This is a genomic window from Streptomyces sp. NPDC102270 (genome assembly GCF_044766405.1).
GTDB lineage: Bacteria > Actinomycetota > Actinomycetes > Streptomycetales > Streptomycetaceae > Streptomyces.
In genome coordinates, this window is sequence record NZ_JBIWLX010000023.1 from 19,105 (window position 1) to 43,777 (window position 24,673).

Below are 24,673 nucleotides of genomic sequence, written 5' to 3' on the forward strand. Positions count from 1 at the left end.
GAGCGGGGCCGGCCTGCGGTGGGCCATGCGGGGCGGTCCTGCGGTGCCTTGGGCGGGTCCGTCCCGCCGCGTCGGGTGGGTCTGGCCCCGTCGGCTCGGGCGGTCCGTACCTCCTCGTCGAAGTTCCTTGTCGGGCAGGGAAGTTGTGGGTAAACCGGGGAAGTCCCGCCGAACTTGGCCAAGTCGTCGTGGAGGCCGGCACGGGGGGTGTCCGGGCCGTGAACCGGCGGTACGTTCGCAGGACCGGGGCCGGCGGCCTCCCGTCATCCACAGCGGCGCGAGCGGATGGGAGGCCCACGACGGGCCCCTCCTCGGGCACTTGGCGCGCACACCGCTGTCCGGGCGGCCCGTGGAGTCAGTTCCCGTGATGAATACCGAGGTCAGGCCCATGGTCAAGCAGGTGAGAGCGGAGCGCACCCGCCAGGCGTTGATCGCGGCGGCGGCCATCGAGTTCGACCGGCACGGATACGCCGGAACGTCACTGTCCGCCGTACACCGGGCCTGTGGGATGACGATGGGCGCGCTCACCTTCCATTTCCGCGCCAAGGCGGACCTGGCGAGCGCGGTCTGCCAGGAGGCCGAGGCCATCACCCGGGGGGCCCTGACCCGGCTCACGCCGAGGCGCGCCCTCCTGCCGGTCGTCGAGTTCACCCTCGTCGTGGCCCGGCTGCTGGACGAGGAGGTCACCGTCCGCGCGGCGGCCCGGCTGACCCAGGAGCGGGCCGTCCCGTCCCGGTGGCACACCGTCTGGCGGGCCGTCCTGCGCGACCTGGTGGCCCACGCCCCGGAACCGGCCGGCCCCGGCCGCGGGCCCAGGCCCGAGGAACTGGAACTGCTGGCCGTCTATCTGACGGCCGGCGCCGAGGCGGCGCTGCGGGAGGGACGCACCGGCAAGGAGGTGCTCGCCCAACTGGAGTGCCTGTGGGCCCTGGTGCTCGTTCCCGGCCCGCCGCTCGCGGCCCACGAGTGTCCGGCCGGCGCCTCGCCCCTGCGGGAGCCGTCCTGACCCCGCGCCGATCCCCATGATCCGAACCCCCCTCCACGAAAAGGCTCGATCCATGACTCGACGCTGTGCGCTCGTCACCGGCGGCTCCCGGGGCATCGGGGCCGCCATCGCCACCGAACTCGCCGCCACCGGGCACCGCGTGGCCGTGCACTGCCGTGCCGACTCCGCGGCCGCGAAGGACGTGCTCGACGCCCTGCCCGGCACCGGACACATCCTGGTCACCGGCGATGTCGGCGCCCCCGGCGCGGCCCGCGAGATCATCGACGCCGCGGTCGCCGGCCTCGGCACGGTCGACGTGCTCGTCAACAACGCCGGCGTCTACGCCGAGCAGCCCGTCGCCACCACCTCGTACGAGGACTGGCAGGCCGACTGGCGGCGCCTGATCGACGTCAACCTGCTCGGCCCGGCCGATCTCATCTGGTGCCTGGTCGACCATCTGCGGCACCGGCTCCAGGGGCCGCAGGGCGCCTGCGTCGTCAACGTCGGCTCACGCGGCGCCTACCGCGGCGAACCCGACGCCCCCGCCTACGGAGCGACCAAGGCCGCCCTGCACGCGCTGACCCAGTCGCTCGCCCAGTCGCTTGGACCGCTCGGCATCGCGGTGACCGCCGTGGCCCCGGGGTTCGTCCGCACCGACCTCACGGAACCCATGCTCGTCGGAGCCGTCGAGGAGGAGGTGCGCAGCCAGAGCCCGCTCGGCAGGATCGCCGTCCCCTCGGACGTCGCGGCCGCGGTGGCCTGGCTGAGCAGCGCCCGGGCCGAGTGGTGCAGCGGCGCCGTACTCGACGTCAACGGCGCCTCCCACCTGCGCTGACGACACCCGCCCCCGCCAACGCACCGACCACGAAACGGAGACCCCGTGCGCGCCTCAGTCCTCCAGATCGCCGTACGACCCGACGAACCGGCCGCCGAGCGGCGGGCCCGTGTGTCCGACCTCGTCCGCCGGCAGCACACCTCCGACCTGGTGGTGCTGCCGGAACTGTGGACCGTCGGGGCGTTCTCCTTCGACGCGTTCCGCGCGCACGCCGAGCCGCTGGAGGGGCCCACCGCCGCGGCGATGAGCGAGGCCGCCGCCGAGGCACGGGTATGGCTGCACGCCGGTTCCCTCATCGAGCGCGGTCCGGCGGACGAGCTCTACAACACCTCCCTGCTGTTCGGCCCCGACGGCCGGCTGCGCCGCACGTACCGCAAGATCCACCGCTTCGGCTTCGACCGGGGCGAGGCCGCCCTGCTGGCCCGGGGCGCCGAGACCGTCACCGCCGTGCTCGACGGCGACGCGGGCGCGGGCCTGACGGCGGGCCTCGCCACCTGCTACGACCTGCGGTTCCCCGAGCAGTTCCGGCTGCTGGTGGACGCCGGTGCCGAACTGTTCCTCGTCCCCGCCGGGTGGCCCGCCGCGCGCCGCGCCCACTGGTCGCTGCTGGCCCGCGCCCGCGCCGTGGAGTCGCAGGCGTACGTCCTCGCCTGCGGTACGGCCGGTACGCACGCCGGGGTGGAACAGGCCGGGCACAGCGTGGTCGTCGATCCGTGGGGCGAGGTCGTGGCCGAGGCCGGGCCGGGGGAGGAGACGCTCGTCGTCGACCTCGATCCGGCGCTCGTCGCGAAGACGCGGGCCGAGTTCCCCGTCCTGCGCGACCGGGTCCTCGGTGTGCCGGCGCCCCGCTGACGTGTACCCGAAGACGGCGGGTGCCGTCCGCCCCGCGGCTGCCGGGCGGACGGCACCCGCCGTCCCCGTTCTCCCTTCTCGTATCTCTTACGGCAGCCCCTTGCGCCCCAATGCCCAGACGTGTAACACTCTTTCGCGAGGCAGTCTGCCCTTTTCGAGGAGCCTTCTGAACTGCCGTGGCGCCGCCGTCGAGCGGCGCTTTTTTGTTGCCCGGTTCCGCTCTTCCCGAAGGTGAGGCGACCATGGCCGACCCGGTTTCCCGACGATCCCTCCCGGCGCAGTGCGCGTCCAGCCGCTGCCGCCGGGCCGCCCGCTCCGGTGTCCTGCGGCAAAGGCCCGCCGAACCGGGCGCCCGGCTCTGCGGACCGTGCGGGAGTGCCCTGGCCGCCGATCTGGCCGCCCTGCCGGCACTCCACCACGAGAGCGAGCAGCACCTGGTGCTCCCCGCCCGGCAGGGAGGCCTCGCCCGGGTCACGGGCCACCGCCCGGACCCCCCGCCCGTGAGCGACGCGGCGCTGGAGGCACGGCACGACGCCGTCGTACGCCTGGCCTCCTGGGCGCGGCTGGTGCTGGACGAGACCGGGGGCGAGGAAGCGCCGCCGGAGCGGACGGTTCCCGCGTTGGCCGCCTTCCTCGGCCGGTATGCCGGTCTGCTGGCCGCCCACCCCGCGGCGGGCCCGGCGGCCGACGAGATCGCCCGCGTGGCCACCGCCCTGCGGCTCGTGGTCACACCGCCCAAGCCCGACCTCGTCCCGCTCGGCCGATGCGTCGAGCCCGGCTGCGAGGCCGAGGTGACGCTGCCCGAACGGGGCGGCGACGACCTGGTGCTGCGCGGACCGATGTGCGGGGCCGGGCACGTCCTGACGCCACGTCAGTGGCTCCTGCTGAACCGACGTCAGTCGATGTCCGAGGCCAAGGAGACGGCATGAACAGCACACACCCCACCCCCGGCAAACGCGTCCCCACCTCCCTCGCGGCGCTCGCCCTCGACGTCCGCGAGGGCACGATCCGCCAGTGGGCCCGCCGCGGCAAGCTCACCCGATACGGGACACCGCGCCAGGCCCTGTACGACCTGAACGAACTGGCCGCACTCGTGGCCGGCGAAACCGCCGAGGCGAACGGCGCCTGACCGACAGCACGCCGTGGTGGTAGCCGCCGGTGCTGAAGCCGAAGCCGTTGCGTCTGCGGGCGAAGCCGCAGCCGAGCAGCAGCCCCAGCCGGCCGAAGCCCGCCGTGGCGTCAGCCGTCGAAGCCGAAGCCGCAGTGGCCGCAGCTGAAGCCGCTGCCGCTGCCGCTGCCGCAGCCGCCCTGCCGCCGTGGTGGTAGCCGCCGGTGCTGAAGCCGAAGCCGTTGCGTCTGCGGGCGAAGCCGCAGCCGCCCAGCAGCCCCAGCCGGCCGTGGCGTCAGCCGCAGTCGCAAGCCCAGCCGCCCGCTGACACCGCTCGGCGGGACGCACTCCCAGCCCCACCCTCGCACCCCCCTTCATCCCACCCCGCCCGGCCACCGCCGCGCGGTGCCGACGCATGCCCGGAAGCGGGCCGTCGGCACGGTTCCTTGAGGAGAGACAGCAGTGGACACAGCGCAGAACCCCCAGCTTCCGCAGACCTCCCAGTGGCAGCAGCACTGGCAGACACGGCGTGACCCCTTCGTCGACGAGTGCCTGCAGGCCCGCGAGAGCCTGCTCGCCGACCTGAAGGACCCGGCCACCGCGCAGGCCCGCGTCCTCGACGACCTCATCGACATCGGCGCCGCCTCGCTGCACTGGAAGGAGAAGGGGTACGACGTGATCGCCGACGACCCGGGCAGCTTCCGCTCGGTCCTGCCGGTCATGCGCTACAACGACTTCGTCGAGGAGATCGACCGGGAGACCCGCACCAAGGGCGGCGTCCTGTCGTGCAGCCCCGTCCTGCGCTGGCTGAAGACCAGCGGCACCACCGGCACCCCCAAGCGGGTCCCGTACACCCTGCACTGGCTGCTGACGTACCGGATCCCCGCGATGAAGGCCATGTGGGGCACCTGCCTGGAACACCACCCCGAGATCCTCGCGCACCCCTGGGCCACCCTCGACACCCAGACCGTCCGCGAGGACGTCTACGACTTCGTGCACGGCGTGGAGCACCAGGCGATCAGCAACCGGCATCCGCAGCTCAACAGCCGGGACTGGAACCCGCCGTGGTACGAGTCCCCCTGGTTCGGCCCCGACACGCCCACCAGCCACGCCGGGCGGATGTACCACCGGGTACGCAACCTCGTCGGCAAGGACCTGCACTACATCTCGGCCATCAACCCCAGCACCCTGGTCTCACTGCGCGACCTGATCGCGGAGCACGGCACCGAGCTGGTGCGCGACCTGCGCGAGGGCACCCTGAACGGCGGGCCGTGGACCGACCCCGACGAGCGGGCCGCCGCCCACCTCGAACGCGCGCTGGCGAAGGACGACTTCAGCCTCGTCGACGTCTGGCCCTCGCTGACCCTGTACAGCTGCTGGCTGTCGGCCTCCGCCGAGCTGTACCGGCCGCGGCTGGACGCCGTCCTGCCCGGCGTCGCCAAGCTGCCGTTCATGAGCTGCGGGACCGAGGGCGTCACCACCATCCCCGTGGACGACACGCTGGACAGCCAGCCGCTCGCGGTCAGCCAGGCGTACTTCGAGTTCGTCCCCGCCGACGTACCGCTCGGCGCGCTCCTGGACACCGGCCAGAAGGTCGCGACGCTGCTGTACGACGAGGTGGAGGCGGGCCGCGACTACCACCTGATCATGTCCCAGGGCAACGGCCTGTACCGGCTGTGGACCGGCGACATCTACCGCGTCGACCGGATCGTGGACGGTACGCCCTGGATCCACTTCACCCACCGCGACGGCGTCTTCCACTCCTTCACCGGCGAGAAGATCACCGAGGGCCAGGTCACCCAGGCCATCCGCCAGGGCCTCGCGGCCGGCGGCCTGGAGACGGGGCTGTACATGTGCGGCCCGCGCTGGGACGAACTGCCGTCCTACACCGTCGTCGTCGAAGTACCGGAACCCGCCGAGGAGTTGGACCGGGAACTGTCCGGGGCGATCGACCGCGAGCTGTCCGTCATCAACATCGAGTACGCCTCGAAGCGGGACAGCGGCCGCCTCGCAGGGCTGCGGGTGCGCACTGTGGCGCAGGGCGCGATCGCCGCGTACGTCGAGTCCCGGCGGCAGCAGGGCAACGCCACCCAGTACAAGTACAAGCCCTTCCAGCAGGACGTCGACTTCGTCGACGCCCTCGTCACCGACTGATCCGCCAACCGCCCTTCCAGCAAGGAGAGTTCGACCGTGATCGAGACCATCAGGCCCCCGCAGAACATCCGCCGCGAGATCATCGACGTGCCGTGCGGCGACACCCGGCTCGCCCTGCACGTCTGGCGGCCCGAGCGGATCAAGGGAGCCGTCTTCTACTTCCACGGACTCCAGAGCCACGCCGGGTGGCTGTGGGAAGTGGGCCCCCGCTTCGCCGACAACGACATCGCGTTCTTCGTCCTCGACCGGCGCGGCAGCGGCATCAGCCCCGGCCTGCGGGGCGAGATACCGGACACCGACACCGTCCTCGACGACTACGCCGAGGCCGTCGCGTTCGTCCGGGCGATGATCGGCGACACCGTACCGCTGTCCCTGTTCGGGCACTGCCTCGGCGGCTCCTTCATGGCGGCCCTGATGTGCCACGAGGGGTTCACCACCTCGTACGACGCGGCCGTGTTCTGCTCTTCCTGGCTCGGCAAGATGCACGCCGGCCTCGACGAGGACACCCGGAAGGCGATCGCGGCGGACCGCGGCGATCAGCTCTGGGACGCGGGGCTGCGGGCCGGTGACTTCACCGCCGAGGTCAAGTACCAGCACTTCATCGACCACGACGACCTGGCCGTACGGCAGTTGACGGGCCGGTCGCGGGGCGTGCTGCTGGAGCTGGAACGGCGCTATCTGACCGGTGCGCCCACCACCGCGCCGGTGCCCGCCGCCACCTTCGTCTCCGGGATCACCGACCCGATCGTGGACCTCGACGCCGCCCAGTCCGTCTTCCAGGACCTGGTGTCCGGGCGCGGCGCGCTCATGCGGTTCCCCACCGACAAGCACTACCTCTTCTACACCGACGTCAGCGACGACCTGGTCGACTGGACATCGACCTACACCCTGCTCCAGGGGGTCAACCGTGGTGTCTGAGGCCGGGCGGGCCCGGCTGTACCACGTCGAGCTACCGATGCGGACGCCGTTCGACCATCCCGCCGCCCGCCGCCGCGCCTCCGACAGCCTGGTCCTGAGCCTGTCGGCGGGAGGCGTGACCGGCCTCGGCGAGTGCGCACCCCGGTCGTACGTCACCGGCGAGACCACCGCGAGTGTGCGCGGCGCGCTCCAACAGGTCGACATCGGCGCCCTGTTCGCCCGGCTGACCGGACGCCGGCCCGAGGAATCGCTGGGCCTGCTGCACCGGGACGGCTTCGCCCGCGCCTTCGGCGTCGACGGGGGCAACAACCTGCTCTGCCTCCTGGAGACCGCGGTCCTCGACTGGCTGGGCCGGCGATTGGGGGCGGGCGCGCGGGACCTGTTGCCGCCCGGCCCGGCCGCCGGGGCGGGGGCGGGGTCGCCTTCGCGCCTTCCCGTCTCCCAGGTGCTCGATCTCAGCCTGGACACCGAGGAGTTCCTCGCCACCCGCGGTCCCTTCCACTTCGTGAAGATCAAGGCCTCGGACGACGTCGAGCGCGACGCCCGTACCGTGCGCACCCTGCGCGACAAGCTCGGCGACGACGTCCCGGTCATGGTCGACGCCAACATGAGCTGGACCCCCGCCGACGCGGTCGGCCACGCCCGCCGCCTGCGCGAGGCGGGTGTCGACTACGTCGAGGAGCCGCTGCCCAAGGGCTCCTGGGAGGCACTGCGCACGCTGCGCCGCGACGGCGGGGTGCGGATCATGCTGGACGAGTCGGTGTGCACGGCCCGGGACGCCCGTACGGCGGTCGAGTCCGGGGCTTGCGACGCGTTCAACATCCGGGTCTCGAAGAACGGCGGACCGCTGCCGGCCGCCGGGCTCGTCGCGTACGCCCGGGAGAACGGGATCCGCTTCCAGTTCGGCGTCCAGGTCGCCGAGGTGGGCCCTCTCATCAACGCGGGCCGGGCCCTGGCCTTCCGCCACCCGGATGCCCTCACCGTCGAGGCCGGGCAGTCCGACCGGTTCTTCCCGCGGATGATCGTCGCCCCGCCCCCGGCCGTCGACCGGGACACCAACACCCTTCGCCCCGCGGGCGGGACCGGCTGGGGCATGGACCTCGCCGCGCACGCCGAGCGCTGGGCGGTGGCAGATCTGTGACCCCCACCCCCCTCAGCCATGCCGTGAACGCCTCCCACCTCGCCTCCCACCTCGCCGGAAAGGCAGGAACCACCATGACCGTACTGTTCGAATGCACTTATCAGGGCCGCCGCCACATCGGACTCGGCCTGCCCCGGGACGGCGAGCCGCTGCGCCTCGTACCGCTCGGCGACCGGGACCTGGCCGAGCTGCTGCTCGCCGGCGAGGACCCCGCCGAGGGGAAGACGCTGACCGTCCCCGCCGGGGAGGTGTCCTTCCGGCCGCCGCTGCTGCCCGGCCACCCCGGCGGTGCCATGGTCGGGGGCTTCATGCAGACCCACAACGTCAAGGTGGACGAGGACACCCCGGCCCAGCCGAACTGGTTCCTCAAGGGCCTCGGTGACGTGCTGAAACTCCCCGGACAGGAGCTGCGCGCACCCGTCGGGTCCGTCGCGCTGACCGAGGAGGCGGAGGTCGTCCTCGTCTACGTCACCGACGCGGCGGGCGAGCCCCGGTACGCCGGCTACACCTTCGGCAACGACCTCACCGACATCGGCCGCTTCCGCCGCCACCGGGGCCACCTGTCCTACGCCAAACTCTGCGACGCGGCCGTGGCGCCCTGGCTGTTCCGCGGCGAACCCCCGCGCCACGTCACCGGGCACGTGACGATCGAGCGGGACGGCGAACCGTGCTGGCGGGGCGAGTTCACCACCGGGACCAAGGCCCTGCACTACGGCGTCGACGCCATCATGTCCGAGCTGTTCTCGTACGACGCCCTGTGCGTGCCGGGCCGGGTGCACTACGTCTACCTCGGCGCCGACCGCAGCAGCTTCCACGACGGCTTCCGCATCGCCGACCGCGACCGCGTCACCCTGGACTTCGCGAGCCACGGGGTGACCCTGTCCAACACCGTGCGCTGTGCGTCGCCGGCGCTCTCGGCCGCCGTCGGTGAGGGATCGTGAGCGGGGGCGAGGGGGAGCGCGCACTCAGCGACACGGAGGCCATGTTCGCCTACACCCACGCCCTCACCCGGGGCGGCGGCCGGCTCACCACCTCCTTCACGGTGCACGGCACGTTCTCGCCGGAGCGGGTGGAGCGGGCCGTGCGGCGGTGGCTCGGCCGGCTGCCGCTGCTCTCGCTGCGGATCGCCGGCACCGACGGCGGGCTGTGCTTCCGGCAGGGACCGCCGACCGGCGCGCACCGCCTGGGCACGGCACCGGCCGGGACGGACGAGGAGCTGGCGGGGGAGCGGCTGTGGCGGCTGCGGTCCGGGCCGGGACCGGCGGGGACGACGCGTTTCCACCTCACCCTGCACCCCGCGATCTGTGACGGATACTCCGTCGGCCGTCTCGTACGGCCCCTGCTGGACGCCCTGTTCGACACGCCGGGCCCCGACGCCGCCGACCGCGCGGCTCAGGCGCTGCCGCCCGGCACGGACGAACTCACCTACGAGGGCGGCGGCGGGTGTGTGTGCGGGATGTGCGGTAAGGCAGCGTCGCCGGGGCGGGCGCCGGCGGCGCTGCCCTACGGGGGCGATCGCGGGGAGGAGCGGGAGGACGGGCAGGTGGCCGGGGGAGCCGGGGGGCACGGGGGCGGTCGTAGGTCCGATGGTGTGACGCTCGCGCTGACGGCGTACGAGAGCCGTCGGCTGCGGGAGTGGTGCGGGGCGGGGCGGGTGACGGTGAGCGGGTTCCTCACGACCGTCCTGGCGGAGGCGCTCGCCCGCGAGACCGGCCGGCCGGAGGTCACCGTGGCCTCGGCGATGTCCCTGCGCCGGCGGTATGCCGAGCGGACGCTGATCGCCGAACCGGGGTGTGTGCTGGGGCTGGTGCGGGCCCGGCTCGACGCCGGGGCGGCCGGTGATGCGCTGGGCCGGGCGCGGGCGAACGCGGCGGTGCTGTGCGCGGCCGGGCGGGCCTGGCGGCCGGAGCGGCGGGCCCACGCCGGGATCCGCCACGCGGTGGAGCGGGAGACGAGGGCCCGGGGACCGGAGGTGCGTGTCGTCGACGCCGGTTCGGTGGACACCGCGCTCGGTCCGCATGCCGCGAGGATCACGGGGCTCTGTACCGTCACGGCCCGCGGGGAGGGCCGGCCCGGAAGCTCCCTGTATCTGTCCACGTTCAAGGGCGCGCTGACGGTGGCTCTCTCCTCCCGGGGGCTCGGCGAGAGCTGGGCGGCGCGGGCGGAGCGGGAGCTGAGCGAAGCCGTGCTGTTGCGGCCCGTGTTCGCGCGTTTGTGAAACCGCAGGTGACAGCGGTGTGAGGGTGTGGACTCGGCAAAGTCGTCCTCGGTGGGCGGCCCCGGGCTTGAAAACAAAGAGTTCGTTCTCTATTTTTTTGGTGCGGGCCACGAAACCGGCGGGGTCCGCCGACTCCAGAGAAAGGGGAACGCGACATGGTGAGGGCGTTTTCCACGGTGGCTCCCGGGCTCGGCGCGCCTCGGGTCCGGACCGGCTCCTCGGACCACCCCGCCTTCGACCCCTTCGACGCCTTCGTCGCGGAGATCTTCGAGCGGCTGCCGCGCGCCGACCAGCGCAGGTGGGCCCATGTCTACACACGGGGCCTGCTGATGACGCCGGGACGCAAGACGGTACGGCGGCTCGCGGCCTCCGTGTCGGACTCGGCCACGGCGGCCCAGGCCCTGCACCAGTTCGTCAACGCCAGCCCGTGGGACTGGGAACCGGTCCGCGCCCGGCTGGCCGACTGGGTGGCCCGCAGGTCCGGGCCCCGCGCCCTGCTCCTCGGGACGGCGGTGCTGCCCAAGCGCGGTGACCGTTCCTGCGGAGTGCACCGCCGCTTCGTCCCGCAGGAGGGCCGTACCGTCAACTGCCAGGTCGGCATCGGCGCGTTCCTCGCCGGGGACCGGGCGACGGTCCCCGTCGACTGGCGGCTGCTGCTGCCCGGTGCGTGGTCCGCGGACCCGCAGGTGCGCGACCGGGCCCGCGTCCCCGAGGACGCCGCCGGCACCCAGGACTCGGGCGAGGCCCAGGCGCTGGCCCTGGTCGACGGGGTCCTGCCCGGCTCGGGGACCGACCCGGACGGCATCCCGGTCGTCGCCGACCTGGTCGGCTTCGCGGACACCGCGGCACTGGTCGCCGGGCTCGTGTCCCGCCGACGCCGCTTCGTCCTGGCCGTACCCGGAGACCTCACCGTCCTCCCGGACCGCACGGTGCCGGGGGCGTCCCGGGCGCCCACCGTGCAGTGGGCCGGGGTGTCCGGTGCGGGGTTCGTGCGGACGGGCGGGGGTGGCCCGGCGGCGCGGGACGGCGGTGGTTCGCTCCCACGGACGGACGGCCCCCTGACCGTGCGGGCTGGACGTGGCGGTCCGCAAGCGTCAGCGGGCGGTCGTGGTCTGCCCGCAGCAGTCGGTGCCGACCGTTCGCCCGCGTCGGCCGGTGGTGGTCTCGCTGCGCGGGGTGGTGGCGGTCTGCCCGCGGCAGCCGGCGGTGCGGGAGTGCCCGCGTCAGCCGGTGGGGGTCTGCCCATGCCGGCCGATGGTGGTCTGCCCGCGCGGGCAGGTCGGGGCGGGCTGGCCGTGCGGGCCGGTGGTGGTCAGTCCGTGCCGGTCGGCGGTGGTGGCTCGTCCACGCCGGCCGGTAATGGTCCGCCCGCGGTAGCCGGCGGTGCGGGAGTGCCCGCGTCAGCCGGTGGGGGTCTGCCCATGCCGGCCGATGGTGGTCTGTCCGCGCGGGCAGGTCGGGGCGGGCTGGCCGTGCGGGCCGGTGGTGGTCAGTCCGTGTCGGTCGGCGGTGGTGGCTCGTCCACGCCGGCCGGTAATGGTCCGCCCGCGGTAGCCGGCGGTGCGGGAGTGCCCGCGTCAGCCGGTGGGGGTCTGCCCATGCCGGCCGATGGTGGTCTGTCCGCGCGGGCAGGTCGGGGCGGGCTGGCCGTGCGGGCCGGTGGTGGTCAGTCCGTGTCGGTCGGCGGTGGTGGCTCGTCCACGCCGGCCGGTAATGGTCCGCCCGCGGTAGCCGGCGGTGCGGGAGTGCCCGCGTCAGCCGGTGGGGGTCTGCCCATGCCGGCCGACGGTGGTCTGTCCGCGCGGGCAGGTCGGGGCGGGCTGGCCGTGCGGGCCGGTGGTGGTCAGTCCGTGTCGGTCGGCGGTGGTGGCTCGTCCACGCCGGCCGGTAATGGTCCGCCCGCGGCAGCCGGCGGTGCTGGAGTGCCCAGGTCAGCCGGTACTGGTGGCCTGCTCACGGCAGCCCGTGCCGGCGGCCCCGCTTCGCGGGGTGGGGTGGGCAGGCTGCTCGTGCGGGATCTGCTGGCCGGGCAGGACGCCTGGTCGGCGCAGCAGCCCTCCGTGGTGTCCGGGGTGCCGGTCCGGCTGCCCGGGGTTCCCGTCCCGCTCCGGCTGATGGTGGAGCGGCGGCCGGACGAGGCCGGTGGTGACCGGTTCTGGCTCACCGACCTCGTGGAGCGGCCCGCCCGCGAGGTGCCGGCCCTGGCCCGGCTGCACTCGGGCGCCGCCGACACCCTGGAACGGCTGGCCGACGACTTCGGACTGCGCGCCTTCGAAGGGCGCTCCTACCCCGGCTGGCACCACCACATGACCCTGGTCTCCGCCGCCTTCGCCTACGGCGCCCTCGGCCGCGCCGGCACGCCCCCCACCCACCCCGCCCGCGCCTCGCGCGGACCCCAGCCCGGCCGTCCGCCACGCCGGGCACGGACCCTGACGACACCGACACGAACGGGATGCTCCTGATGGCCCTCCCCAAGGCGTTCTGGCTGCTGTGGTGCGGCCAGACCGTCAGCCGGCTCGGAACCCTCGCGCCCGCCTTCCTCGTCCTCTACCTGGAGCAGAACGACCTCGTCGCCCCCGGTACGACCCCGCTCGTCATCGGCCTCTTCGGAGCCGGAGTGGTGCTGTCCGGGCTGGTGGGAGGGGCCGTCGCCGACCTGATCGGGCCGCGCCGCACCATCGTCGCCGCCCAGCCGTTCACCGCCGGGATGGCCCTGCTGTTCGCCGTCGCCGACAACGTGGCCGCGCTGTGCGCGCTCTCGCTGATCACCGGGTTCCTGTCGTCCGTCGACCGGCCGGCCGGGGCCGGACTGATCTCCGCGATCGTGCCCCAGGAGCAGTTCTCGAAGGCGTACAGCCTCTTCCTGGTGGGCTTCAACATCGGCATGTCGCTCAGTCCCGTGCTCTCCGGGTTCCTCCTCGAAGTCAGCCCCAAAGCCCTCTTCGTCGTCTGGGCGGTCTCCAGCCTGCTGTACGCGGCCCTGGTGTTCGCCGTGCCCGCCGACCCCCTGCCCCGGACCACCGACCGGCCCGCCGGAGCCGCGGCCGCCCTCGCATCGGCCGCGCGCGGTATCGCCGAACCCTTCCGCACCCCGGTCCTGGTCGCCTTCCTGCTGCTGACCTTCCTGCTGGCCTGCATCTACCTCCAGGTCAACTCCGCGCTCCCGCTGGACATGCGGGACAGCGGACTGACCGCAGGCGGCATCGGGTTCGTCCTCGCGGTCAACGCGGTACTGTCCGTCCTGCTCCTGCCGCTCGTGCCCCGCCTCGTCCGCGGGATGCGCCCGCACATTCCGCTGGTCCTGGCCGCCGCCTTCATGGCCGTCGGCTTCGGCGCCAACGTCCTGGCCGACGGCATGGTCTCCTTCACGCTCGCCACCGTCGTGTGGACGCTCGGCGAGGTGCTGTGGGCCCCCATGTCCGCGACCTTCATCGCCGACCGGGCCCCCGCCGGTCGCAGCGGCTCCTACCAGGGCTCCTACTTCTTCGCCTGGAACGCGGCGTTCGTCGTCGGCAGCCCCGCCGGCCTCGCCCTCGCCCACACCCAGGGCTACGGGGCGCTGTGGATGACCGTCCTCGGCCTCGGCTGCCTGGTGACGCTCGGCTTCACCCTGCTGCCACGGCTCGCGGGCTTCGCGAAGCCACCGGCTCCCCTAAGTGACCACCTCGACACCGCAGAACAGCTGACCCGAGAGACAAGGTGAACCGGCATGTCCGCACCCACCCCCCGCACCGCCCTGCTGATCGGTGCCGCCGGAGGCATCCTCAAGGAGGTCTCGCGCGCACTCGCCGAACAGGGCCACACCCTCGTCCTGTTCGACCGTGACGCGGCGGCCGTGCACCGGCTCGCCGAGGAACTGGGCGAGCTCACCAAGGTCGAGGCCGTCGTCGGCGACATCACCGACATCCCGGCGGCGGAAGCCCAGTTGACCGACATCGTCGACCGGTTCGCCCCGTCGATCCTGGTCAACGGCGTCGGCGGTGACACCCGCGTGATCGGCTACGCCGACCTGACCACGGACCACTTCGACCAGACGTTCCTGGAGAACGTCGTCAGCAGCTGGATCGCGGTCAAGGTGTGCGCCCCGCGGATGGCCGCCGACGGCTACGGCCGCATCGTCAACTTCGCCTCGGCGGGCGGCCGTACCTACAGCCACTTCAACAACGCCGCGTACGTCGCCGCCAAGGCCGCCGTGATCGGCATGACCAAGCAGATGGCGTACGAGCTGGCCGGCACCGGTGTGGTGGCCAACGTCGTCGCGCACGGCCCGATCGCGACCGACCGGGTGGCCGGCGCCTTCGAGCGCCGCACCGAGGAGTCCAAGAAGGACGTCATGTCCCGGCTCCCGATGGGGCGTTACGGCACGGTCGCCGAGGCCGTCGGCAGCGTGCTCCACCTCTGCTCCGAGAGCGCCGGCTACTCGACCGGTTCCGTCATCGACATCAACGGCGGCCTCTACATGTGAGTCCCGCCGCTGCCCGCCGCCCCCGCCGACCCCCTCCAGGACTCCAGGAGACACCCATGGCGAAGTTCGTCGTCGAGTTCGAGTACAACGTCGACCGCGCGGGTCGCGAGCCCCTGCACCGCGCCCACACCGACTACCTGCGCACCCTCACCGACAGCGGCGTACTGCTGCTCGCCGGCCCCCTCCAGGACACCAACGGCGGCCTGCTGGTCTACGAGGCCGAGGACCGCGAGCGCCTGCAGGAGATCCTCGCCGCGGAGCCCTACGTCCAGGGCGGCATCGTCTGCCACGTCCGCATCCGCCAGTGGGCCCCCGGCAAGGGGACGTGGATCGCCGCGCCCGAGCCGTCGGCGGCCTGACACGACGTACGCGCCTCCCCTCCCACCCTTCTCGCCCGCGAACCCCGGAAGGATCCAACTGACGTGACCACGACGCCAGTTCGACAAGACCCCGCCCTGCCCCGTGAAGCACTGCACGCCGGCATCGTCGATCCGGCCATGGACTCGATGCGCCTGCTCAGCGAGACGGCGATGAGGTTCCCCGAAGCCCTGTCGTTCTCCTCGGGAGCGCCCCACGACGGCACCCACGACCTCGCGAAACTCTCGTACTACGTCGACCGGTACATCAGGCACCTGCGGGAGCGGGGCGTGCCCGAGCAGCGCATCACCCGGCTGCACTTCCAGTACGGACCCGTCAACGGGTTCATCCAGGAAGAGGTGGCCCGCATGCTCGCCCGCGACGAGGACATCGATGTCGCACCCGAGGCGATCATGATCACGCACGGCTTCCAGGAGGCCGCGCTCGTCGCACTGCGCGGACTGTTCCGCTCACCCGACGACGTCCTGCTGTCCGTGTCCCCGGCGTACGTCGGCATCCGGGGCGCCGCCCGCATGCTCGACATCCCGGTCAAGGGCATCACCGAGGGCCCCGACGGCCTCGAACCGGAGGCCGTGGCCGCCGCCGTACGGGCCGTACGCGCCGAGGGAAAACGCCCCACCGCGCTCTACCTGGTCCCCGACTTCTCCAACCCCTCGGGCACGGTCGTCCCGCTGGAGGCACGCAGGCGACTGCTCGCGCTGGCCGCCGAGGAGGGGTTCACCATCCTGGAGGACAACCCGTACGGGCTCTTCGCGAGCGACGAGGAGCGACTGCCGACCCTGAAGTCCCTCGACACCCGCGGCGACGTCGTCTACCTGGGCTCCTTCGCCAAGTCCGCGTTCCCCGGCGCCCGCCTCGGCTATCTGGTCGGTGACCGCGAGGTCGTCGGCGAGGACGGCGTCCGGCGCACCCTCGCCCAGGAACTCTCCAAGGCCAAGGCGATGTTCACGGTCGGCTCCTCCTCGCTCTCCCAGGCGGCGATCGGCGGCATCCTCGTCGACGCCGACCACGACCTGCGCTCCGCCACCCGCGAGCTGGCCGCCGTCTACCAGGAACGGCTCGCCGCCACTCTCGACGCCCTCGCCGAGCACTTCCCGCCCGAGCGGTACGCCGAGCACGGGGTGCGCTGGAACCGCCCGCGCGGCGGGTTCTTCCTGGTCGTCGAGGTGCCCTTCGAGGCCGACCTGGTCGCCATGGAACGCTCGGCGCGCGACTACGCGGTCAGCTGGGCGCCGATGAGCATGTTCCACCTCGAGGGCGGCGGCGAACGGGCCCTGCGCCTCGGCTTCAGCAACCTCACCCCCGCCGCGATCCGCGAGGGCATCGCCCGCCTGGCCCGCTTCATCGAGGCGGAATCCGTTCCCCTGCTCCAGCCCGAGTTCGTGTCCGCATCGGAGGCCCACGCATGAGCACCTCGTCCGCCACGGACGGCCCGCGCCGCGTCGCCGTCGTCGTCGACGGCTACTCCGCCGGCAACTTCTATCCCGCCGCGTTCGCCGCCCACGGCACGGCCGTCGTCCACGTGCAGAGCACCCCGGAGCTGATCCCGGCGATGGCCCCGCCGGATCTCAGCGCCTACGACGACACCCTGGTCGCCACCGACGAGGCCGAACTCGTCGAGGTGCTGCGCGGTCTGGACCCGGTGTGCGTGATCGCCGGCCAGGAGTCGTCCGTGCCGCTCGCCGATCGGCTGAGCGAGGCGGTCGGCGTGCCGTCCAACGGCTCGGCGCTGTCCCCGGCCCGCCGGGACAAGTACGAGATGACCGAGACACTGCGGCGGGCGGGAGTGCGCTGCGTACGGCAGTTCAAAACCGAGGACCCGGACGCCGCGGTGGCCTGGGCCGAGGACCACGGCGGCTACCCGGTCGTCGTCAAGCCGCTCAGCTCGGCCGCCTCCGACGGCGTCGTCGTCTGCGCCGGCCCCGAAGCGGTCCGTGCCGCCGCCCACGGCGTCCTCGACGCCCCGAACATGTTCGGCATCGCCAACACCGAGATCCTCGTGCAGTCCTATCTCAAGGGCACCGAGTACATCGTCGACACCGTCAGCAGCGGCGGCGAGCGCTATGTGTGCGGGGTCTGGGAGTACGAGAAGACACTGCTGCCGTCCGGCAAGAACATCTACAACCGCGACCTGCTCGCCGACCCGGACACCGACCCCGTCGTCGCCGAGCTCACCGCGTACGTCGACGAGGTCCTCGCCGCCCTGGGCGTCGCCTGGGGACCGGCCCACGCCGAGGTCATCGTCACCGACGAGGGCCCCGTCCTGGTCGAGATCGGCACCCGCCTCAACGGCAACATCAGCGCCCCCTTCCACGACGTGTGCCTGGGCCACAACCAGGCGGCGCTCACCGCGCAGGCGTACACCCGCCCCGAGGAGTTCCGCGCGCAGTACGGCGGCCGGACGTACACCAGGCTCCAGCCCGCCGTCGTCTACAACACCCCGACCCAGCTCGACGGAGTCGTGGAGTCCGTCGACGAGACGGCCGTGGCGGAGATCCGCTCGCTGGAGAGCGTCTTCTCCGCGACGGTCAAGCTCGCCCCCGGCTCCCGGATCAGGCCCACGGTCGACCTGCTGACCACTCCGCTCCGGGTCTATCTCACGGCCCCGGACGAGACGACGCTCACGGCCGGCTACGAGAAGGTCCGCGCCCTGAAGAACGCGGTCTACCGCGTCGCCTGAAGTCGCCCCGCTTTCTCCTCTCTCTCCCCTTTCTCAGGTTCGTTTCTCTCAGGAGGCTCATCGTGCACAGCCGTATCGGTCTGTTCCTGTCCCCCGTCCACGAGACCGGCCAGGACCCGAACCTGGCGATACGCCGGAACCTGGACCTCGTCGAGTACGTCGACGACCTCAACTTCGACGAGGCGTGGTTCGGCGAGCACCACACGCTGGGCTGGGGCCTGGTCGGGGCGCCCGAGACCCTGATCGCCGCCGCCTCCCAGCGCACCCGCCAGATCAAGCTGGCCCACGGTGTCGTACCGCTCTCCGGCCACCACCCCTTCCATGTGGCGAGCCGGGCCGTGCACCTCGACCACCTGACGCGCGGCCGGTACATCCTGGGCGTCGGCCCCGGCGTGCCCTTCGACGCGAAGATGTTCGGCCTGGAGCAGCCGGTGCAGCGCCGCCGCCTGGAGGAAGCCCTTCCCACCGTGCTGGAACTCGTCAACGGCGACGAGCGGATCACCCAGCAGACCGACTGGTTCGATCTGCGCGACGCCAAGCTGCAGCTGCCGCGCTTCTCCCCGCAGGGCATCGAGGTGGCCGTGGCGACCTCCGGCACCTCGCAGTCGAGCCCGCGCCTGATCGGCCAGTACGGGCTGAGCATGACGTCCTTCGCCCTGCCCTTCGCCCTGCTGACACCGGGCGCGCCCGCGCACATCAACCTCGCCCACCAGTGGAAGTACGCGGAGGAGTCGGCCGCCGAGCACGGGCAGACCCTGGACCGCGACAAGTGGCGCATCGCCCTGCCGGTGCACGTGGCCGAGACCCGCGAGGAGGCGTACGCGGACGTCCGCGAGGGCTACGACCGCTGGCTGTTCGAGTACTTCGGCAAGGCGGCCGGCCGCGAGGTCCTCAGCCCGGACGTGCCGCGTGAGCGGGCACTGGAGGCCCGGGTGGAGGCCGGCGGCGCGCTCGTCGGCTCCGTGGACGACGTGGTCGCCGGCATCGAGCGGCTGCACGAGATCACCGGCGGCTTCGGCACCCTGCTGGTCTACGTCGCCGACTGGACGTCGTGGGAGAAGACCAACCGCAGCATGGAGCTGCTGGCCCGCTATGTCGCCCCGCGCCTCAACGGCTCCGCCGCCCGCCCGCAGGAGGCGGTGGACTTCGCGATCGCCAGCCGCAAGGGCTAGGCGCAAGGGCTGGGCGAGCCACCGCACGGGGCCCGGCCGTAAGGCGCTGCGAACTCCGGTGCGCCGTCCCGTCGTTGCCGGGGCCCCCGCTGCCTCCCCAGCGGACCCGGCGATCACCGGCCGCAGTTGCCGGGCCCCGGCCGCCCGTTCGGCCCGCGAAGGTCCTCCCGGAAGCCCTACACCCTCCCCGCCCCTCTCTCCCCCTCTCCCCCCTCCTCTCCTTGCCTCGTCACGCCTCGTCACGCCTCGTCACGCCTCGCCGGGTCGGTCCGCCGGTCCGGCCGGGCGTCCCGTCCGATGGGAAAGAACTCATGCTGGAGCAACGCTCGTTCCGCGACATACTCGGCCGGTTCACCACGGGAGTCGTGCTGATCACGGCCGACACCGCCGACGGTCCCAAGGGCATGGCGGTCAACTCCTTCACCTCCGTCTCCCTGACCCCGCCGCTGGTCGCCCTGTGCGCCGCGGACACCTCCTCCACCTGGCCGGCCATCCGCGAGGCCGGACACTTCGCCGTGACGATCCTCGGCGACGGGCACGCGGAGCTGTGCAGGCTGTTCAGCACCAAGGGCGCCGACCGGTTCGCCGGCGACGGCTGGTCGACGACCCGGGCCGGCCACCCGATCCCCACCGACGGACTGGGCTGGCTGGACTGCCGTATCAGCACGGTCCACCGGGCGGGCGACCACGAACTGGTCATCGCCGAGGCCCTGGAAGGCGCCCTCACGGACCAGGCGGGACCGCTGGTGTTCCACGCGGGCCGCTTCACGGCGCTGGCGGCGGCCTGAGGCTCGGGCACGGGCTTGCACCAGTGCCGGTGGGCACGGGTCGGGGTGTGGCGCGGGTGCGGCGCGACCAGGCATGGCCTGCATGCAGTCCCGTCACACCTGGCCGGACCAGCTCCACTCGGCCCGCATCCCAGGCCCGGCCGCGACCAGTCCAGGCCAGTGCGGCCCGGGCCGTTCCGTCAGGCCAGGCACCTGCACGGCACCCGTCTTCTCGCGATCGCACCGGCCCGGCACCCGTCCTCTCGCGATCGCACCGCCCCGCCGCACCTCACACCGCCCGTCGCTGCTCGTAGCCGCCCGACGCCACCGGCCCGAAGTCACCGCCGCCTTCGGTCCGTCCGGCACCCGCACCGGTAGGCCCCGCGCCCCAGCGTCGACGCCCATGAGAAAGGCAACCCGCGTGTCCCCCACCGACCCCACACCCACCCTCCCCCTTCCACCGGACGCCTGGGTCGAGGCCGACCTCGATCGTGACCTGGACTTCGTCCGGACCGCCCCGCGCCACCTCGTGGCCCGCAGCGCGGTGGCCGAGGTACTGATCACGGACTGGCGGCAGCTGGGCCCCGACACGTTCCGGCTGGGCGCGCAGTGGCCGCGCGGCCACCACTTCTACGCACCGGTCGCCGGCACCTGGTACGACCCGTTGCTCGCCGCGGAGTCGCTGCGTCAGGCGTCCTTCCTGGTCGGGCAGACGTACTACGGCGTCCCGGCCGATCACCACGTCACCATCACCGAACTGGAGTTCGAGATGGTGCCGGGCGCCCTGCTCCTGGGTGCCAGACCCGCCGAGATGCGCCTGGACTTCAGGGCCACGGAGGTACGGCGCAGGCGCGGCACCCTCACCGCCCTCACCCTGGAGGCCGATCTGCTGCGCGGCGGCGACTTCGCCGGCGCGGGACGGCTGACCCTGAACGTGTCGGACCGGCGCGACCCCGCCGCAGGGGAGGGCGGCGGGTACCCGCCCCTGCCGGACCCCGTCCCGCCCGCGATCGTGGGCCGCCTGGACGCACACGACGTGGTGCTCGGCGTCCCCGGCTCCGCCGCCGAGCGCCGGGGCCTGTCCTGGGACCTGCGGATCGACCCCGGCCACCCGGTGCTCTTCGACCACCCCACGGCCGACGTCCCCGGCATGGTCCTCCTGGAGGCCGCCCGCCAGGCCATCCAGGCGGCCTGCGCCCCCTACCGCGTCCTCCCCGTCGAACTGCGCAGCGCCTTCCACCACCCCGTGGCCCTGGCCACCCCCTGCCACATCTCCGCGACCCGCCTCCCCACTCAGGACGCCACCGAGGACGCCGCCCTGCGCGTCACCGCCTGGCAGTCCGACCGCCTCGCCTTCGACAGCCTGGTGGTGGCGAATGTCTGCGGTTGAGCAGCGTTGCCGACCTGCCCCGGTGAAGGACGCGCATTCGGTCAATTCCGGCTACCAACCGAGAATTCCGGCCGTATGCCGCCCTGTGCATGCGCGGGTACGCGGCTCGACGGCAGCATGGTCAAACACTTGAGACGTCGGGGGTGCTGGTGAATCATGTGTGGCCGCCGTCCACCTTTCTCGGCCGGTTGCGGAATGCGACACGCGAGGAACTCCTGGACCTGGGCACCCCGATCACCTATCCGGCGCATCGCGCACTGCTCCAGCAGGGCGACGAGAGCCGGCACGTCCTGTTGATCACGAAAGGGGTCGTGAAGGTCGTCGCCAGCGCGGAGAGCGGCTACGACATGCTGCTCGCGGTCCGTATAGCGGGTGAACTGGTCGGCGAGATGGCGGCCTTCGAGGAGCGCCCCAGATCCGGCACGGTGGTCGCGTGCAGTGACGTGACCGCCCGGATCATCCAGGTGCGCACACTGGAGACCTTCCTCAGCGCTCACCCGGACGCCATGCGGGCCATTCTCCACATGCTGAGCGCCCGGCTGCGCTGGGCCAACCGGCGCCGGATCGATTTCCAGGCGTACGACTCGCTGACCCGGCTGGCCCGGGTGCTGGCCGAACTGAGCCAGGCCTACGCCCAGTCCGAGCCGGACGGCGACGGCAGACGCTGCGCCCTCGGCGTGACGCTCACCCAGAGGGAACTGGCGTCACTGGCCGGCCTGGCTCTCAACACGGCCGAAAAGTCAGCGACGAGCGTCGGTCACTGGCTCCGGCACCCTGCAGGCTCGCCTTCATGCGCTCTGTGCTGCCTACGGGGAACGGCCTGCAGCTGTGATCGAGGCGCTGGACGACCTTCAATCCCGCGAGGCCGCGCGCATCGACCGCCTCGGCAGGCAGGGCACCGAGCCATGGGCGACTTTCCTCGCCCGCGGTGACGCGGCTGAGATGTTGGCCGAGCAGTGCTGGATCCGCTCGGAAGGTGACGCACTCTTGGACACTGGGCACAAGTGACAACCATTTCCAGCCTGTAGACCACGGGTGAGATGATCTTGGTGTGGCTGGTGTGATCACGGCGTCAGAACCGTCCTGGATAGCCCCGTTCACCGGGATGAGCCCGCGACGCTTCGGGAAGTTGGTGACTGCGCTGCGCCGCGAAGGCGCCGACGAGGTGCGGCGGGGGCGGCCGTGGGGCCTGCCCCTGGAGGACCGGGTTCTGCTGGTCACGGCGTACTGGCGAACCAACCTGACGCTGCGCCAACTCGCGCCGCTGTTCGGCATCTCGAAGTCCGCCGCGGACCGCGTCATCGCCCAGCTCGGACCGATGCTCGCACTTCCGCCCCGAAAGCGGTTCCGCAAGGACACCGTGCTCATCGTGGACGGCACGCTGGTCCCCACCCGGGACCACACGGTGGCCGAACAGTCGAAAAACTACCGGTACTCCACCAACCATCAGGTCGTCATCGATGCCGACACCCGTCTCGTCGTGGTGATCGGCCGCCCGCTGCCCGGCAACCGCAACGACTGCACGGCGTGGGCAGAATCCGGCGCCAAGGATGCCGTCGGGGCCACCATGACGATCGCCGACGGCGGCTACCCGGGCACCGGCCTGGTGATGCCGCACCGCCGCCGCAAGGGCGAGGAACTGCCCGCCTGGAAGGAAGCGCACAACAAGTCCCACAAACAGCTACGAGCCCGCGTCGAGCACGTCTTCGCTCGCATGAAGTGCTGGAAGATACTGCGCGACTGCCGACTCAAAGGCGATGGAGTCCATCACGCCATGCGCGGCATTGCCCGCCTGCACAACCTCAACCTCGCGGGATAGGAGAGCGGTCCCCGCCGCCGCCGACTGCACCCTGGCCGCACCGAAGATCATTTACGGGACAGCCCTTAGCGGCATCATCTGTGGCGAAATGGTGTCAAACGAAATAAGATGACGAATGGTGGCTGTGCTAGCTAGTGACCTTCGCGGTCGAACTGGTGGGGTGCTCGTTTAAAGCGTCGCAGAGTGACGCAACGCCCGGCACGGCATCTCTTCAATCGGTCGCTTCGCCACTTCTCCGAAGGCGGTAGCTATGCCCATTGACCTTGATGTTCTCCAGCCCGCTCACGTCGCGGGCCATGCCGTGCTGAAGGCCGATCTCGGCGTCGGTGGCCGCAATCTCGTAGTGATCTCCGGGATCGCACGGCCGGAGTGGGGCATCAAAGACGACACCACCCACCGGGAAGTCTGTCGCCTTCAACTGCGCGAACCTGCTGGGACGATGGAACAGTCGACAGTCCACGTCGGGCTTGCCAGCATCGGCAACGACGACACCTCATGGGCCTTCGCTACCGACCAGGCGCGCCTGGAGGTCAATGAAGCCGGGGAACTCGTCCTGGTCACCAATCTCGCACTGATGGGTGAACCGTCGACCCTGAACCGCTTCGCCTACCAGGTCGTACTGACCACGCGGATAGTCGTAACCGAAATTACCGGCACGATCAGTTGGCCGACATCGATGTTCCGGCCGGCGTCGCCGAGTCCTGCTGGGGTGTCCGGGGTGTTCTCTGTAATGGCCAACGATCGAACAACCACGGAGGTGACCGGGGGGCTGGGCGGCACGATCGAGCACCTGACCCCGATAACTCCTGGCGAAATCGTTTCCGTCATCATTTCGGAAGATACTTGCCGTGCCACCTACCGAATCGCCGAGCCACCTAAAGGTCGGCAGCTCAAAGTGACCGTGGCTCAGAGCGGATTGCAGGGACCCGGCGAGGTAACCGTGGATCCCGTCGTGCCGAACGGTGACCTGGTGACCCTGACCGTCGCGCAACCCGTCCGGGCAGGCGTCGATTTCACTGCTGGCACGTTCAAGGGGCCAGCATGAACAGTCCGTTGCCGACATTCTTCGACATCTATCCGAAACTTCCCTACCAGTACCCGCTCGCCGACTGGCAGCCCATAGTGCGCATTCCGGTGGCAGGGCCTGCGCCCTTTAATACCCTCGCCGTTGTCCGCACCCAGGCGTGGATCAGTGCCTGGGGAGTAAGCGACGGCGTGCTCCGGCGCAGGAGCAACACGATCGGCACTGGCTTGGTCCTCGCGAACTACGATCCGAAACGCCCCGAACAGCAACACGTGATCCACTCGAGCGCCGCCACCGTGCACATGATGCAGATCACCCCAGAGCAAGAGATATTCGCCGACGACAACACGGCCTTCCATATTGCCGTCGACGCGATAGTCACCGATTCGACCATCGATCAGGCGACTGGTCGTTGGACCATCACTGTCGAGGTTGCCGACCGATGGATCCAGGTCTATGCCGGCGCCTATGCCGAGATCAGCAGCTGGGTACTGTGCTTCGAGCCACCCGACCCGCTGACCGGCAAGCCAGCATCCGGCTCATCGGCGGCCGTCACACTGCCCGATAAGGCGACGGTTAACAACCAGATCGATTTCGCGGAGGCCCGGCGCAACATGATCGCCCGGCTAATAGCTGAGCACCGCGTGGACCATGCGGTTCGCCTGGTCCCCGAGACGATCGCGGGGTATCGCCAGTACTCGACTTTTGCGGGTGCGGATGTGATGCGAGCTGGGCGCGACCTGTCCGCGTTGGCGAACCAGATGTCG

General features: G+C 71.8%; 23 protein-coding genes. All 23 read left to right on the forward strand.

What is annotated here, in order from left to right; genetic code table 11:
- Positions 1 to 367 precede the first annotated feature (367 nt).
- Positions 368 to 1,006, forward strand: a complete 639-nt coding sequence (locus ACIRP7_RS38005; RefSeq protein WP_403669569.1) for a TetR family transcriptional regulator — start codon at positions 368 to 370, stop codon at positions 1,004 to 1,006.
- Between the two features lie 52 nt (positions 1,007 to 1,058).
- Positions 1,059 to 1,820 carry an SDR family NAD(P)-dependent oxidoreductase gene (locus ACIRP7_RS38010; protein ID WP_403669189.1) on the forward strand — a complete coding sequence of 254 codons (762 nt, stop codon included), beginning with the start codon at positions 1,059 to 1,061 and terminating at the stop codon, positions 1,818 to 1,820.
- Positions 1,821 to 1,865: 45 nt separating this feature from the next.
- Positions 1,866 to 2,672 (forward strand): carbon-nitrogen family hydrolase, encoded by an 807-nt coding sequence (locus ACIRP7_RS38015; protein WP_403669192.1) that lies wholly within the window; start codon positions 1,866 to 1,868, stop codon positions 2,670 to 2,672.
- Between the two features lie 242 nt (positions 2,673 to 2,914).
- Positions 2,915 to 3,601, forward strand: coding sequence for a hypothetical protein (locus tag ACIRP7_RS38020; RefSeq protein WP_403669195.1), 687 nt, complete (start codon positions 2,915 to 2,917; stop codon positions 3,599 to 3,601).
- Positions 3,598 to 3,801, forward strand: coding sequence for a hypothetical protein (locus tag ACIRP7_RS38025; protein ID WP_403669198.1), 204 nt, complete (start codon positions 3,598 to 3,600; stop codon positions 3,799 to 3,801). Before ACIRP7_RS38020 ends, ACIRP7_RS38025 begins: the two co-directional genes overlap by 4 nt.
- 441 nt (positions 3,802 to 4,242) lie before the next feature.
- Positions 4,243 to 5,934 (forward strand): GH3 auxin-responsive promoter family protein, encoded by a 1,692-nt coding sequence (locus ACIRP7_RS38030; RefSeq protein WP_403669201.1) that lies wholly within the window; start codon positions 4,243 to 4,245, stop codon positions 5,932 to 5,934.
- Between the two features lie 36 nt (positions 5,935 to 5,970).
- Complete coding sequence (locus ACIRP7_RS38035; RefSeq protein WP_403669204.1) at positions 5,971 to 6,852, forward strand: alpha/beta hydrolase; 882 nt, start codon at positions 5,971 to 5,973, stop codon at positions 6,850 to 6,852.
- A complete protein-coding gene (locus ACIRP7_RS38040; RefSeq protein WP_403669207.1) occupies positions 6,842 to 7,993 on the forward strand; it encodes an enolase C-terminal domain-like protein in 1,152 nt (383 codons plus the stop codon). Before ACIRP7_RS38035 ends, ACIRP7_RS38040 begins: the two co-directional genes overlap by 11 nt.
- 74 nt (positions 7,994 to 8,067) lie before the next feature.
- Positions 8,068 to 8,934, forward strand: coding sequence for an FAH family protein (locus tag ACIRP7_RS38045; protein WP_403669210.1), 867 nt, complete (start codon positions 8,068 to 8,070; stop codon positions 8,932 to 8,934).
- Entirely contained in the window at positions 8,931 to 10,211 is a 1,281-nt protein-coding gene (locus tag ACIRP7_RS38050; RefSeq protein WP_403669212.1) for a hypothetical protein, read from the forward strand. The genes ACIRP7_RS38045 and ACIRP7_RS38050 overlap by 4 nt, the downstream gene beginning before the upstream one ends.
- A 155-nt stretch (positions 10,212 to 10,366) precedes the next feature.
- Entirely contained in the window at positions 10,367 to 12,673 is a 2,307-nt protein-coding gene (locus ACIRP7_RS38055; protein WP_403669214.1) for a transposase, read from the forward strand.
- On the forward strand, positions 12,673 to 13,914 hold the full coding sequence (locus tag ACIRP7_RS38060; RefSeq protein WP_403669217.1) for an MFS transporter: 1,242 nt from the start codon (positions 12,673 to 12,675) through the stop codon (positions 13,912 to 13,914). Before ACIRP7_RS38055 ends, ACIRP7_RS38060 begins: the two co-directional genes overlap by 1 nt.
- Before the next feature lie 6 nt (positions 13,915 to 13,920).
- Complete coding sequence (locus ACIRP7_RS38065; protein WP_403669220.1) at positions 13,921 to 14,676, forward strand: SDR family NAD(P)-dependent oxidoreductase; 756 nt, start codon at positions 13,921 to 13,923, stop codon at positions 14,674 to 14,676.
- A gap of 56 nt (positions 14,677 to 14,732) precedes the next feature.
- Positions 14,733 to 15,035 (forward strand): YciI family protein, encoded by a 303-nt coding sequence (locus tag ACIRP7_RS38070; protein WP_403669223.1) that lies wholly within the window; start codon positions 14,733 to 14,735, stop codon positions 15,033 to 15,035.
- A gap of 63 nt (positions 15,036 to 15,098) precedes the next feature.
- Entirely contained in the window at positions 15,099 to 16,463 is a 1,365-nt protein-coding gene (locus ACIRP7_RS38075) for a PLP-dependent aminotransferase family protein (protein WP_403669226.1), read from the forward strand.
- Complete coding sequence (locus ACIRP7_RS38080; protein WP_403669229.1) at positions 16,460 to 17,734, forward strand: ATP-grasp domain-containing protein; 1,275 nt, start codon at positions 16,460 to 16,462, stop codon at positions 17,732 to 17,734. The genes ACIRP7_RS38075 and ACIRP7_RS38080 overlap by 4 nt, the downstream gene beginning before the upstream one ends.
- Before the next feature lie 62 nt (positions 17,735 to 17,796).
- A complete protein-coding gene (locus ACIRP7_RS38085; protein ID WP_403669232.1) occupies positions 17,797 to 18,906 on the forward strand; it encodes an LLM class flavin-dependent oxidoreductase in 1,110 nt (369 codons plus the stop codon).
- Positions 18,907 to 19,217: 311 nt separating this feature from the next.
- Positions 19,218 to 19,694 (forward strand): flavin reductase family protein, encoded by a 477-nt coding sequence (locus tag ACIRP7_RS38090; RefSeq protein WP_403669235.1) that lies wholly within the window; start codon positions 19,218 to 19,220, stop codon positions 19,692 to 19,694.
- 382 nt (positions 19,695 to 20,076) lie between these two features.
- Positions 20,077 to 21,063, forward strand: coding sequence for a ScbA/BarX family gamma-butyrolactone biosynthesis protein (locus ACIRP7_RS38095; RefSeq protein WP_403669238.1), 987 nt, complete (start codon positions 20,077 to 20,079; stop codon positions 21,061 to 21,063).
- Between the two features lie 188 nt (positions 21,064 to 21,251).
- Positions 21,252 to 21,995: a Crp/Fnr family transcriptional regulator gene (locus ACIRP7_RS38100; RefSeq protein ID WP_403669241.1), complete on the forward strand. Its 744-nt coding sequence runs from the start codon at positions 21,252 to 21,254 to the stop codon at positions 21,993 to 21,995.
- 119 nt (positions 21,996 to 22,114) lie between these two features.
- Positions 22,115 to 22,882 (forward strand): transposase, encoded by a 768-nt coding sequence (locus ACIRP7_RS38105; protein ID WP_403669244.1) that lies wholly within the window; start codon positions 22,115 to 22,117, stop codon positions 22,880 to 22,882.
- A gap of 250 nt (positions 22,883 to 23,132) precedes the next feature.
- Positions 23,133 to 23,927 carry a hypothetical protein gene (locus ACIRP7_RS38110; RefSeq protein WP_403669247.1) on the forward strand — a complete coding sequence of 265 codons (795 nt, stop codon included), beginning with the start codon at positions 23,133 to 23,135 and terminating at the stop codon, positions 23,925 to 23,927.
- On the forward strand, positions 23,924 to 24,673 hold a 750-nt coding region (locus tag ACIRP7_RS38115), incomplete at its 3' end, for a hypothetical protein (RefSeq protein ID WP_403669250.1). The genes ACIRP7_RS38110 and ACIRP7_RS38115, both read left to right, overlap by 4 nt.